Here is a 12,156-nt window from a genome sequence, read left to right as displayed (position 1 = left end):
AACCGACACAGGTAGGCGAGGAGAGAATCCTAAGGTGCGCGGGATAACTCTTGCTAAGGAACTCGGCAAAATGGCCCCGTAACTTCGGGAGAAGGGGCGCCTCGGTAGGGTTTATAGCCCGAGGAGGCCGCAGTGAAAAGGCCCAAGCGACTGTTTAGCAAAAACACAGGTCTCTGCGAAGCCGCAAGGCGAAGTATAGGGGCTGACGCCTGCCCGGTGCTGGAAGGTTAAGGGGATGGGTTAGCGCAAGCGAAGCTTTGAACCGAAGCCCCAGTAAACGGCGGCCGTAACTATAACGGTCCTAAGGTAGCGAAATTCCTTGTCGGGTAAGTTCCGACCCGCACGAAAGGCGTAACGACTTGGGCGCTGTCTCGGCAAGAGACCCGGTGAAATCATAATACCTGTGAAGATGCAGGTTACCCGCGACAAGACGGAAAGACCCCATGGAGCTTTACTGTAGCCTGGTATTGAAACTTTGTGCATCATGTACAGAATAGGTGGGAAGCTGTGAAGCGAGGGCGCCAGCCTTCGTGGAGCTGTCGTTGGGATACCACCCTTGATGTACGGAGTTTCTAACTTGCCGCCCTTATCGGGTGGAAGGACCATGCCAGGTGGGCAGTTTGACTGGGGCGGTCGCCTCCTAAAGAGTAACGGAGGCGCCCAAAGGTTCCCTCAGAATGGTCGGAAATCATTCGTAGAGTGTAAAGGCACAAGGGAGCTTGACTGCGAGACCTACAAGTCGAGCAGGGACGAAAGTCGGGCTTAGTGATCCGGTGGTTCCGCATGGAAGGGCCATCGCTCAACGGATAAAAGCTACCCTGGGGATAACAGGCTTATCTCCCCCAAGAGTCCACATCGACGGGGAGGTTTGGCACCTCGATGTCGGCTCATCGCATCCTGGGGCTGAAGTAGGTCCCAAGGGTTGGGCTGTTCGCCCATTAAAGCGGTACGCGAGCTGGGTTCAGAACGTCGTGAGACAGTTCGGTCCCTATCTGTCGCGGGCGTAGGAAGTTTGAGGAGAGCTGTCCTTAGTACGAGAGGACCGGGATGGACGCACCTCTGGTGCACCAGTTGTCACGCCAGTGGCACAGCTGGGTAGCTATGTGCGGACGGGATAAGCGCTGAAAGCATCTAAGCGTGAAGCCCCCTTCAAGATGAGACTTCCCATAGCGCAAGCTAGTAAGACCCCTTATAGACGATGAGGTTGATAGGTTCGGTGTGGAAGTGCAGTAATGCATGGAGCTGACGAATACTAATCGGTCGAGGACTTATCCACATTGCCTTTATGCTGACTTCATTATCTAGTTTTCAGGGAACAAATTTATAAACATGGAGCTGTGGTGAAGTTGGAGTTCACGCCGGTCTGTCACACCGGAGGTCGCGGGTTCGAGTCCCGTCAGCTCCGCCATGTTTTTACTAAAACTTGATATGGCTCGGTAGCTCAGTCGGTAGAGCAGAGGACTGAAAATCCTCGTGTCGGCGGTTCGATTCCGTCCCGAGCCACCATTTTAATGGGAGCCATTAGCTCAGTTGGTAGAGCATCTGACTTTTAATCAGAGGGTCGAAGGTTCGAGTCCTTCATGGCTCACCATTGCCACGCGGGTGTGGCGGAATTGGCAGACGCACCAGATTTAGGTTCTGGCGGGCGACCGTGGGGGTTCAAGTCCCTCCACCCGCACCATTTATTCGCGGACGTAGCTCAATTGGTAGAGCGTCGCCTTGCCAAGGCGAAGGTCGCGGGTTCGAGACCCGTCGTCCGCTCCATTTTTATAATTGAACCGTATGACACCACTTGCTATGCAGGTGGTGTTTGTTGATGTATACAAGGCTATTTACGCTGATAGCAGGCTCTGCAATCGTTGGGTTTTTTAGATATCAAACATAGAGATTGATAGAATAAAACATTCTAATAAAATGATGCTTTAAGTGTTTTCCAGGTTGAGACACGGGCTACGATTTGATACGATATGTTGAGATTATGAATAGCTACTCTGAGCTCCTGGATAACAAGGAGGAATTATGAACAAAAATGAGCAAGAGAGACGTGGCGTAATTACTAGCTTTCAGCAGGACGCCAATTTTTTTGCCAACTGGGGAATGCGTTCTCTTCAACGAAATAATTTCGCTAAGGCCTTACAATGCTTTGAACGAGCGTTAGAAATTGAACCCGCAAATGCAGTACATTATTGCAATAAAGCTAGTGTGCTAGCAGAAATGGGTAAATTTGAAGATTCAAACGACATCCTATATTCCATTATAGAAAAAATTGATTCGTCCCTGGTTGATGTCTATTTTTTCCTAGCAAATAATTACGCGAATATGGATGATTTTGAAATGGCCGCTGATATGGCTGTTAAGTATCTAACTTGTGAAGCTGATGGAATTTATGCGGAGGAAGCTCAAGAGTTACTCCATTATATTTACTTTGAACTTGATTTACCGCCGCGCAATCCACTTGAACCACAGGAAGACGAGACAGTAGTCATACAGCATGAAAAGGCTCGTAAAAAGCTAGAAGAAGGGAAATTTATGCAGGCTGTTGATTGTTTAAACAGCTTAGTTAAAGAGTATCCTGATTTTATGCCCGCATGGAATAACTTAGCTCTAGCTTATTATTATATTGGTGATTTTAATAAGGCTATGGATACAATTGAACTAGCTTTGGAAAAAGATCCGGGTAATCTGCATGCCATTTGCAATATGGCGGTATTGCTTTCCCATCACAATAAATGGGCTGAACTAGTTCCCATTATCACTCGTCTGAAAAAAATCCAGCCTTTTCATTACGACCATATGTACAAACTGGCTACAACAATGGGGGTTTTAGGTCAGCATGATGATGCCTGTAGGCTCTATCAAAAAATTTTGAGACAGCCTGTACTACATGACGTGTCTACCTACCACTATGCGGCTACCTCGGCATATTTATCAGAACGCTACCATCTGGCAATGAAATGGTGGAAAAAAGTGCAACAGATGGATCCTGACGCAGGCATTGCCCAATACTATCTAGAGAAAGCAAAAAGCGCCTTGCATGGAATGCCTAAGGAAAATATTCCTTATCACTATCATCATCCGCAAAGAGAAATAGAAATGAACCAAGCTCCTATTACCGCACAGGATTTTAAATATAATCCAATGGTAAGGGCTTCTATGCTATGGGCTTTGCAACATGGTAAAGAAGAATCCAAAGAGACGGTTATCCGCACTTTAGCTATGATCGGTGATTCCGAAGCAATTTCCACATTAGAGTATTATATAGACATCACAAATAATGAAGAACTAAAAGAAATAGCGCTAGCAGCTCTTGAAGAGCTACAAACAAGAATGGAACCTGAAAATAGTGGGGGACCTACACTGAAGGAGGTCACGTCTGCTTCTAGTGAATGGTCAGAAGAAAATATCACCACACTACATCAAAGAGACCAATCTGAAGAGTCGTCTTTAGATTTGAGTACATCGACGGATAAACAATCCATTACGGATGAAGTGGAGTTTATTATTACCGAGCAATTGTCCTCGCCAGCCAATCATGAGAAGCGTGAGTGGATGATTCACCAGTGGAAGTATTACATTAGTCAAAAAGAACAAATTCAAGTTCGTAAGCTGGAAGCATGGGCGGCTGCGTTAGATTATTTATATGAAAGATCGAAAGGTACTCATAAAATTTCGCAAAATAGCATTGCTGAACAATACGGTGTTTCGAAGTCAACTTTGACAAAATGTTTACGGGCTTTGTCTTATATTGATTAAAAAGAATTCTTATTTTATAATAAGTATAATCTGTTATCTTATAACGTTACCATGTACTAAGAAATTGGTTATATATTGATGATAGAAAAGAGGCTAATTCCCACCAAGGAGGAGTTACTTTATGAGCGATCAAAAAATCTACGACGTAATTATTGCAGGGGCGGGACCAGCCGGAATGACGGCAGCTGTCTATACATCTCGAGCGAATATGTCTACTTTAATGCTGGAGCGCGGTATTCCAGGTGGACAAATGGCAAATACGGAGGATATCGAGAACTTTCCAGGGTTCACTAGCATTTTAGGACCTGATTTGTCTAATAAAATGTTTGAGCATGCGCAGAAGTTCGGAGCAGAATATCAATATGGTGACATCAAAGAAATCCGTGATGGTAATCCATACAAAACCGTGGTAGTAGGAGATAAGGAATACAAAGCTAAATCTATTATCGTGGCTACAGGAGCAGAGCATCGTCTACTGGGTGCACCGGGTGAAAAGGAATTGTCCGGTCGAGGAGTTTCTTATTGTGCTGTTTGTGATGGAGCATTTTTCCGGAACAAGGAGCTTGTTGTAGTGGGTGGAGGAGACTCGGCTGTTGAGGAGGCTATCTTCCTAACTCGTTTTGCAACAAAAGTAACAATCGTACATCGCCGCGATGAATTCCGTGCTCAAAAAATTATCCAGAAGCGAGCTTTCGAAAATGATAAAATCCATGTTATCTGGGACACTGTTGTGAAAGAAATTCGCGGTGATAATGTAGTAACAGGTGTTTTATTGGAAAACGTGAAAACCGGTGAGCAAACCGAGTACCCAACAAATGGCGTATTTATTTATGTAGGAATGGACCCATTGACTGAAGCTGTTAAGAATTTGGGTGTCACGAATGAGAGTGGCTACATTCCAACTGATGAATTAATGCGTACAAAGGTAGAAGGAGTCTTTGCTGCTGGTGACGTACGTGATAAATTGCTGCGTCAAGTTGTAACGGCTACTGGAGATGGTTCCATTGCCGCACAAAACGCTCAAATCTACGTAGAAGAGCTAGAAGAGCGACTAAAAGAACAAGATGTTACAATATCGTAAAACGCTTGTAACACTTCTGAAATATTAGGCGGGTACAATAAAGACAGTTACTTTAATGAATGTGAATTGCCCCCTTTTTCTATATAACCTTGATTTACGTGGTCTGCGGATAGACCACGTCTTTTTTTTGGCGGAAATATTTGGAACTTTTTGCAAGAATAATAAGGAAACTCTTACTGGGAGCTGTGTCATATGGTATCCTTAGAGGAGGATGGAGGCGAGAAAATGGGTGAAGATAGTAAACAGAAAGCGGTAAACTTACTCATTATTACAGGCATGTCAGGAGCGGGGAAAACCACAGCTGTGCAAAGTCTAGAGGATCTAGGTTTTTTCTGTGTAGATAATTTGCCACCAATCCTTATTCCTAAATTTGCGGAGCTTATTATCCAATCGGGACGCGGGATCGAACGGGTTGCTCTTGTAATTGATTTACGTGGCCGTGAATTCTTTGACAGTCTTTTTGATGCTATTGATGGATTATCAGAAAGAGAAGGAATTCACTTTCAAATTCTATTCCTGGATGCGAACGATCAGAATTTAGTTCGTCGCTATAAGGAAACGAGAAGACGGCATCCTCTTTCCCCGACAGGTACGCCTTTAGAGGGGATTATGGCTGAGCGAAGACTGCTTCAGGATTTAAAAGGAAGAGCCAATCAGATCATTGATACAAGTCAAATGAAGCCTATGCAGCTTCGTGATAAAATCATAAACCAGTATTCTCAGCAAAGCTCTGAATGGACCCTTAATGTTCAGTCATTTGGTTTTAAATATGGAATTCCAATTGATGCAGATTTAGTTTTTGATGTGCGTTTTTTACCAAATCCGCATTATGTAGATGATTTACGTCCAAAAACAGGCTGTGATAGCGAGGTAGCTAATTACGTCATGAAGTGGACTGATACGCAAGAATTCCTAACTCGGTTGATTGATTTCTTGAATTTTACCATCCCTCATTATCAACGCGAAGGCAAAAGTCAGCTTGTTGTTGGTATCGGATGCACGGGTGGAAAGCATCGGTCTGTGGCTATTGCAGAGCACATTGGAGAAACGTTCCGTAAAGATTATCAGGTTCGTGTTACACATCGTGACATCGAAAAGAATAAATAACATAAGATGATAAAATAAAGAATAAGTGGGATTTTAGCACCAAAGAACTCTCAACAAAGGGAATCGAGGTGACCTATGGCATTAGGGAGAGGCATGAACATGCAACAAAGAGAGGAAATGTTGAAAGTTGTTGTAGTAGGGGGAGGGACAGGTTTGTCTGTCCTGTTACGCGGTTTGAAGGAAGAGGCCGTTCATATCACGGCTGTTGTTACAGTTGCTGATGATGGAGGTAGCTCGGGACGTCTTCGTGAAGAGATGGATATGCTACCTCCGGGTGATATTCGTAACGTGTTAACAGCACTTGCTGACGCAGAACCACTAATGAAGCAGCTCATGCAATATCGATTCAACACGGGTACAGGCTTGGCAGGCCATAATTTAGGAAATCTGTTGCTTGCCGCGATGAATGATATCACGGGTGACTTTGTCACGGCCGTGAAGGCACTCAGCAGGGTTTTAGCGGTACGCGGGGATGTGTTGCCATCGTCTACACAATCCATCCTGTTAAAAGCCGAATTAGAAGACGGAACCATCGTCTCAGGAGAGTCGCAAATCCCGTTGGCTGGAAAGAAAATCAAGCGTGTTTTTTTGGACCCAGTAGATGCTCGCCCTTTGATCGAAGCCTTAGATGCTATCAAAGAGGCAGATGCAATCATTTTAGGCCCAGGAAGCTTATATACAAGTATCCTGCCTAATTTATTAGTTAACGGTGTTTTTGAGACAATATTGGAATCAACGGCACCAAAAGTATATATTTGTAATGTAATGACTCAACCGGGTGAAACTGATAATTTTACAGCTTATGATCATGTTAAAGCATTATATGATCATGTTGGGGTTGAATTTTTAGATACGATTGTAGTAAACACTGAACAGGTACCTGAGGATTATTTGGCTAAATACGCGGAAAAGGGCGCGTATCCAGTCTTATGTGATATGGATAAGCTGAAGGAGCTAGGCGTGACGATTGTAGCTGAACCTATGATTACCTATGGGGAATTATACTTGCGACATGATGCGAAACGAGTAAGTCAGGAGATCGTGGCTATCCTTCGCCAGATTATATCGCAACAAGAAAGGAAGTGATGTGACATGTCATTCGCCGCACATACGAAAAAAGAGTTAACAATGATTGAAGCTTCGACTTGCTGTAATCGAGCAGAACTTGCTGCACTGATTCGCATGAATGGAACCATTCAATTAGGAACAGGAAAATTTATATTGGATATCTCTACAGAGAATGCGGCGATTGCACGAAGAATTTATACGTTGGTTAAGCAAATTTTTCAGATTCATGCCGAATTATTAGTACGTAAAAAAATGCGTCTGAAAAAAAACAACGTGTATATTGTGCGAATACCACTTCGGGCTTATGAGATCCTAGAAGATTTACGGATTATGGATAAGAATTTAACGTTTTATCCTGGCATTTCACCTGATCTCGTGGCGAATGAATGTTGCGTGCGCGCGTTTCTTCGAGGTGCATTCCTTGCAGGAGGTTCTGTAAACCATCCAGAGGCTTCTAGCTACCATTTAGAAATTTTTTCGGCATACCAGGATTTTTGTGAAGCGTTGACTGTTTTAGCGAATCGCTATGAATTGAATGCCAAATGTATTGAACGCAAAAAAGGTTTTGTTATGTACATAAAGGAAGGCGAAAAAATAACCGACTTTTTAAGTGTAATTGGTGCACATCAGGCCTTGTTGTATTTTGAAGACGTGCGTATTGTGAAGGACATGCGGAATTCAGTTAATCGTTTGCATAACTGTGAGATTGCCAATATCAACAAGACGGTAAATGCCGCTACGAAACAAATGGAGAATATTCAACTGATCGAAAAAGAAATCGGTCTTGAGAATTTACCTATTCGCTTACGAGAGGTAGCAGAACTTCGCTTACAAAACCCTGACATTAATTTGAAGGAATTAGGCGAGATGATTCCGAGTGGAGTCGTGAGTAAGTCTGGAATTAACCATCGCTTGCGTAAAATAAATGAGATTGCAGATAACCTGCGAGAAAAACTGAGTCTTTCTACGTAGGGACATGTTATAATAGAAATAAAGGAAAATTCCAAGCGGGGAGGTCCAAGATGGTACAGCAACGGGTTATGGTTAAACTTAAAACAGGGTTACAAGCCCGCCCAGCGGCATTCTTTGTTCAAGAAGCAAATCGATACCGTTCTGAAATTTACGTAGAAAAAGACAATAAAAAGGTGAATGCCAAAAGCATTATGGGAATTATGAGTTTGGCGATCAGCTCGGGAACAGAGATTACCATCTTGGCTAGTGGGGATGATGCCCAAATGGCGGTCGATACACTGGCTGGTCTCATTAATAAAGACGAATAAAATGTAAACGCTAAACCAGCAGATATTGCTGGTTTTTGCTTGTATGTCCTGCTGCTTATGGTGAAATCCTAATTAGGAATATCTGAGCCAGGAGGGAAGCGTATGTCCAATAAAGCTAAGGGATTGCCAGATTGCTGTCTAGAAGGCAGAGATAAGAACTTTATGGATATAGATCGTATGGTCAATGAAGGGCTGGGAGGCGGTACGGTGGCTGCATATAACGGCTTGATTGAAGAGACTACCGTTGATTCCATGGATGGAGAGTATACAACAAATAAAGAATTACGCGGCAACGAACTGTAATTTCTTTATTCCCTATTGATAAATGGTAACGAATATGTAAAAGAGGGCAACCTAGGGTCGCCCTCTTTATGTGTATCTTACCTTATTTTCTAGTGATAACCTCGTCGATCAAGCCGTATTCCTTTGCAGCTTGAGCGGACAGGAAGTTGTCGCGATCTGTATCTTTAGCAATCCGTTCGTATGGTTGACCCGTACGTTCAGCATAGATGCCGTTTAGATGTTCACGCATTTTAATGATACGTTTTGCGGCAATTTCAATGTCACTCGCTTGACCTTGAGCGCCACCTAGAGGTTGGTGAATCATGATTTCGCTATTAGGCAAAGCATAACGCTTTCCTTTTGCTCCGGCACAAAGCAGGAACGATCCCATAGATGCAGCTAATCCAACACAGATCGTTGATACATCTGGTTTAATATATTGCATCGTGTCATAGATAGCCATACCGGCTGTAATTGATCCACCAGGGCTGTTTATGTAGATGCTGATGTCTTTGTCAGGATCTTCTGCCTGTAGGAATAAGAGCTGAGCTACAACACTATTAGCTACCTGATCATTAATAGGTGTTCCCAAAAAGATAATACGATCTTTTAATAAACGGGAATAGATATCGTAAGCGCGTTCTCCACGATTTGTTTGTTCAATTACAGTTGGAATTAGATTCATATTCATTCACGTTCCTCCTCCCTTTTCTTACAATAATCATACACAATTGGTCAATAAAGGTCAAACAAAATCAGAACTCTACTCCATTATTTAACCCAAAAAATGTATATTTTAAACCTTGTCTAAAAAATTACAGAGCGGTTCTTTTGTTACTGGCACGCACACAGCTTGTAATCGCGCCGAAGAAATATATATTGACCAACATTCCGAGTAAAAAACCTAATAAAGGGATTTGGATGATAAGTACTAATAGGAATACACCAATAAATTCAGCAAATAAAGGTGAGATTTTCCACTGAAAAAAGCTTATTAACCTTTGTCCCAACCAAGTGCCAACATACACTTTCCCTAAAATAAGGAGCAGGGTGTAGGCGATTGCAATAATGAAACCTACAGGAATACCAACAACAGTAAGTAACATCACAATACTAAGCAATGGAGCCATGATAAAAATAAGCAAGCCGACCCCAAATTGTTTAAAAGGATAGCGAGTGTGCAAGTGTTGGCTCACATTGTATAGAGAACCAGCAAAGAAATAACGGATAAGTAGCCAAAAGATCAATGTACTTAAGCATGAAGAGACAGACATCATTAACATAAAGGAGCCGTAGGAAGGTCTAGGTTCAATATTAGTATGCTTGTGCTGTCCCTTGATATTAGCTCCAGCATCAATTTGAGCAGGCTCAAATGATGTATAAATTAGATCACCTTGAATTGTAGCTGTAGGCTTAAGATGAAGAGATTCTACTTGGAATAGGGATGTACCTTCCCCTAATAAACCTGAAATCGTGGCTTGAGTGTAGAACCCATTTGTCTCTTTCCCAACACGTCCTTCTATGTTCATTTCATTGACAAAACCTAAAATACTGCCGTTCACGTTCCCAGATTGATTGACACGAAGCTCATCAGCACCGGCCGATATGTTCTTCTGGACAGTACCTGAGACAGTGAGTGCTTGAGAATAGGAGCGTATGTTACCGCCTACTGTCCCTGATACGTTTGTAAGATAAGCAAATGAGATTACATCTCCTGTGACAGTCCCTTTTATATCGATCGTTTCTGCAAAAGCATATAAGTCCCCATCTATTGTTCCATCAATCACTACTTTACTGGCGTTTGTTATAACATCCCCGTGATGTACCTCATTAGACTTTACTTGATATAGCTCTCCATTATGGAAATTGATAGCATAAGCAGAACTAGCCAAGATAAAACAAAAAACAAGCAAGAAAGAGAGGAAGAATATTCTCTTACTCATTATCTAGTTCTCCAGTTATTCGCGTTCATTTTGCTGGACAGGCGAATAGAATATAATAGGATGGCTAGAACAAACAAAATAGAAGAGATAAAGCCAATGAGGTAAAAATTCTTAAACATCAGTAAAATCATTGTTGCTTTTTCTTTTAACCAGAACATAGAGCTCCAGATCGATTGCCACTGAAATAAAGAATTAATTGCACTATTCCAGTCATTTAGCCAGTTGATTCCAGCTAAGAGCATGACAAGAAAGAAACCAAGGGATGCTCCAAAAACAAAGCGTAGACGATGAACAAATAGGTGGTGACGGTTTTGATTAAAGGTTGCAATTTCATTAATTTGATCGCAAACGTTTTTTTCCAAGTGGATAGGTGGAAGCGTTGGTGTTGTTAAATGAATGGCTTTTACAAGCTCTGCCTGCTCTTCAAGAAAAGTAGCGTATAGTTTTTGACACTCGGAGCAGCTTTGCAAATGGCTGGCCACTTGTTGATGTTCCTCTTGGATTAATTCACCGTCTGCATACATCATGAAAGTAAACTCATCCGGATGTTGCATTGTATACACTCCTTTCTATTGATTTATGGCTCAGCAACTCTTTTAAAAATTTCCGGGAACGGAATAGACGGGTACCAACCGTATTTTTGCTCATTCCTACAATGGCGCCAATTTCTTCATAGCTTAGCTCATCCACAAAACGAAGAGTAACAATTAATCGATCTACTTCCTCCAAGTGATATAACAGTTCTTGAATATGGGAGTAAAATTCCTTTTTCATAAATAAGGTTTCCGGTGTTTCAACGGATTTTTGTTGTTTATTTACTTGGTGATACAATTGGTCGTCCTTCATGGTAATTTCCTTCTTTTTTCTAAGGAAATCGATGCAGGTATTTGAGGATAAGCGGTATAGCCAAGAATGGAAAGGGTAGGATTGATCAAATTTATTTAGGTTTTGGGCTACTTTTAGCCAAATATCATTGCATACGTCCTGGGAATCATGATAGGAATAGACCATTTTGAGGACGATGCGCTGCACGCGCTGATCAAAAAGCTCAACAAGTAGAGGAAAAGAATCAGCATCCCCTTTTAAAAATTTCAGTATATATTCTAGGGCTTTTCGATTTAGCGCATAAAGATCTTCGCGTGATTGCTCTTCCACATTCGGTCCTCCTTTCTAGTACTAGTACGTAAGTTTCATCTTAAAAATTTCGTTACTCTAAATCCTCTTCTTCATTCGACTTATGGGGGTCTTCTTCCTTCAAATCTTTTCCAGTATCTTCTGTTAGGTCAATCATGACCCTCATTTTTGCCTTCATTTTTTTTCCTTTAATAATGGTGTAGTCTGTAATGTCTCGATGTTCTAAGCGACTAATTGCCTCCGCTAATTCCTCTGAAGTTAAATAGGGCTGGATTGTTAGAAGGCATTCATCTTCATTTGATTCCTGATAAATGAGAAATAATTGTTCTTCCATATTGATAGGCCTCCCTAGTATTTATCCACAAAGTTATCAACAGGTTGTGCACAAAACATTTGTTCGTGGAATTGTTTTATGGTTATTATGTAACAACAGCACTAGATCATACGGAGGCAGACGGGTTATTATACGTAAATAATTATGCATTGTGCAGAGGAAGCTTTACTCCCT

The 12,156-nt window shown here is 42.1% G+C and carries 12 protein-coding genes, 5 tRNA genes and 1 rRNA gene (1 of these 18 running past the window's edge); 13 read left to right on the top strand and 5 right to left on the bottom strand.

Annotated elements, in window-relative coordinates:
• The 13 genes from BRLA_RS20875 to BRLA_RS20815 form a co-directional block, all read left to right on the top strand.
• A 23S ribosomal RNA gene (locus tag BRLA_RS20875) occupies window positions 1-1,276 on the top strand; it begins 1,654 nt to the left of the window's first position.
• Between the two features lie 55 nt (window positions 1,277-1,331).
• Window positions 1,332-1,408, top strand: a tRNA-Asp gene (locus tag BRLA_RS20870).
• Between the two features lie 22 nt (window positions 1,409-1,430).
• Window positions 1,431-1,506: transfer RNA gene (locus BRLA_RS20865), tRNA-Phe, on the top strand.
• Between the two features lie 9 nt (window positions 1,507-1,515).
• Window positions 1,516-1,591: transfer RNA gene (locus BRLA_RS20860), tRNA-Lys, on the top strand.
• 7 nt (window positions 1,592-1,598) lie between these two features.
• Window positions 1,599-1,681: transfer RNA gene (locus tag BRLA_RS20855), tRNA-Leu, on the top strand.
• Window positions 1,682-1,688: 7 nt separating this feature from the next.
• A tRNA-Gly gene (locus BRLA_RS20850) sits at window positions 1,689-1,764 on the top strand.
• Window positions 1,765-2,019: 255 nt separating this feature from the next.
• A complete protein-coding gene (locus BRLA_RS20845) occupies window positions 2,020-3,753 on the top strand; it encodes a HEAT repeat domain-containing protein (RefSeq protein ID WP_003334369.1) in 1,734 nt (577 codons plus the stop codon).
• A 121-nt stretch (window positions 3,754-3,874) separates the two neighbouring features.
• Window positions 3,875-4,834, top strand: coding sequence for a thioredoxin-disulfide reductase (trxB, locus tag BRLA_RS20840; RefSeq protein WP_003334370.1), 960 nt, complete (start codon window positions 3,875-3,877; stop codon window positions 4,832-4,834).
• A gap of 192 nt (window positions 4,835-5,026) precedes the next feature.
• Window positions 5,027-5,941 (top strand): RNase adapter RapZ, encoded by a 915-nt coding sequence (gene rapZ, locus BRLA_RS20835; protein ID WP_003334371.1) that lies wholly within the window; start codon window positions 5,027-5,029, stop codon window positions 5,939-5,941.
• A gap of 93 nt (window positions 5,942-6,034) precedes the next feature.
• On the top strand, window positions 6,035-7,027 hold the full coding sequence (locus BRLA_RS20830) for a gluconeogenesis factor YvcK family protein (RefSeq protein ID WP_003334372.1): 993 nt from the start codon (window positions 6,035-6,037) through the stop codon (window positions 7,025-7,027).
• A 6-nt stretch (window positions 7,028-7,033) separates the two neighbouring features.
• Window positions 7,034-7,981: a DNA-binding protein WhiA gene (gene whiA, locus BRLA_RS20825; protein ID WP_003334373.1), complete on the top strand. Its 948-nt coding sequence runs from the start codon at window positions 7,034-7,036 to the stop codon at window positions 7,979-7,981.
• A gap of 50 nt (window positions 7,982-8,031) precedes the next feature.
• On the top strand, window positions 8,032-8,289 hold the full coding sequence (locus BRLA_RS20820; RefSeq protein WP_003334375.1) for an HPr family phosphocarrier protein: 258 nt from the start codon (window positions 8,032-8,034) through the stop codon (window positions 8,287-8,289).
• 102 nt (window positions 8,290-8,391) lie between these two features.
• Window positions 8,392-8,592 carry a hypothetical protein gene (locus BRLA_RS20815; protein WP_003334376.1) on the top strand — a complete coding sequence of 67 codons (201 nt, stop codon included), beginning with the start codon at window positions 8,392-8,394 and terminating at the stop codon, window positions 8,590-8,592.
• Window positions 8,593-8,674: 82 nt separating this feature from the next.
• Here the strand turns inward: BRLA_RS20815 and clpP are convergent, their stop codons facing one another.
• The 5 genes from clpP to BRLA_RS20790 form a co-directional block, all read right to left on the bottom strand.
• Window positions 8,675-9,256, bottom strand: coding sequence for an ATP-dependent Clp endopeptidase proteolytic subunit ClpP (gene clpP / locus BRLA_RS20810; RefSeq protein WP_003341195.1), 582 nt, complete (start codon window positions 9,254-9,256; stop codon window positions 8,675-8,677).
• Window positions 9,257-9,386: 130 nt separating this feature from the next.
• A complete protein-coding gene (locus tag BRLA_RS20805; RefSeq protein WP_003334378.1) occupies window positions 9,387-10,514 on the bottom strand; it encodes a polymer-forming cytoskeletal protein in 1,128 nt (375 codons plus the stop codon).
• On the bottom strand, window positions 10,514-11,068 hold the full coding sequence (locus BRLA_RS20800; protein WP_003334379.1) for an anti-sigma factor family protein: 555 nt from the start codon (window positions 11,066-11,068) through the stop codon (window positions 10,514-10,516). The genes BRLA_RS20805 and BRLA_RS20800 overlap by 1 nt, the downstream gene beginning before the upstream one ends.
• A complete protein-coding gene (locus tag BRLA_RS20795; RefSeq protein WP_003334380.1) occupies window positions 11,052-11,669 on the bottom strand; it encodes an RNA polymerase sigma factor in 618 nt (205 codons plus the stop codon). The genes BRLA_RS20800 and BRLA_RS20795 overlap by 17 nt, the downstream gene beginning before the upstream one ends.
• 52 nt (window positions 11,670-11,721) lie before the next feature.
• Window positions 11,722-11,982 carry a hypothetical protein gene (locus BRLA_RS20790; protein ID WP_003334382.1) on the bottom strand — a complete coding sequence of 87 codons (261 nt, stop codon included), beginning with the start codon at window positions 11,980-11,982 and terminating at the stop codon, window positions 11,722-11,724.
• Window positions 11,983-12,156 lie beyond the last annotated feature (174 nt).

It is taken from the genome of Brevibacillus laterosporus LMG 15441 (assembly GCF_000219535.2).
Classification (GTDB): domain Bacteria; phylum Bacillota; class Bacilli; order Brevibacillales; family Brevibacillaceae; genus Brevibacillus_B; species Brevibacillus_B halotolerans.
The sequence above is the reverse complement of the archived record's forward strand: the minus strand, read 5'-3'. Positions and strand labels throughout refer to the sequence as shown.

Coding starts and splice junctions, on each gene's coding strand:
- BRLA_RS20800 (WP_003334379.1), bottom strand. CDS start 11,068: ATGCAACATCCGGATGAGTTTACTTTCATGATGTATGCAGACGGTGAA.
- BRLA_RS20805 (WP_003334378.1), bottom strand. CDS start 10,514: ATGAGTAAGAGAATATTCTTCCTCTCTTTCTTGCTTGTTTTTTGTTTT.
- BRLA_RS20790 (WP_003334382.1), bottom strand. CDS start 11,982: ATGGAAGAACAATTATTTCTCATTTATCAGGAATCAAATGAAGATGAA.
- whiA (WP_003334373.1), top strand. CDS start 7,034: ATGTCATTCGCCGCACATACGAAAAAAGAGTTAACAATGATTGAAGCT.
- rapZ (WP_003334371.1), top strand. CDS start 5,027: ATGGTATCCTTAGAGGAGGATGGAGGCGAGAAAATGGGTGAAGATAGT.
- BRLA_RS20820 (WP_003334375.1), top strand. CDS start 8,032: ATGGTACAGCAACGGGTTATGGTTAAACTTAAAACAGGGTTACAAGCC.
- clpP (WP_003341195.1), bottom strand. CDS start 9,256: ATGAATCTAATTCCAACTGTAATTGAACAAACAAATCGTGGAGAACGC.
- BRLA_RS20830 (WP_003334372.1), top strand. CDS start 6,035: ATGAACATGCAACAAAGAGAGGAAATGTTGAAAGTTGTTGTAGTAGGG.
- BRLA_RS20815 (WP_003334376.1), top strand. CDS start 8,392: ATGTCCAATAAAGCTAAGGGATTGCCAGATTGCTGTCTAGAAGGCAGA.
- trxB (WP_003334370.1), top strand. CDS start 3,875: ATGAGCGATCAAAAAATCTACGACGTAATTATTGCAGGGGCGGGACCA.
- BRLA_RS20845 (WP_003334369.1), top strand. CDS start 2,020: ATGAACAAAAATGAGCAAGAGAGACGTGGCGTAATTACTAGCTTTCAG.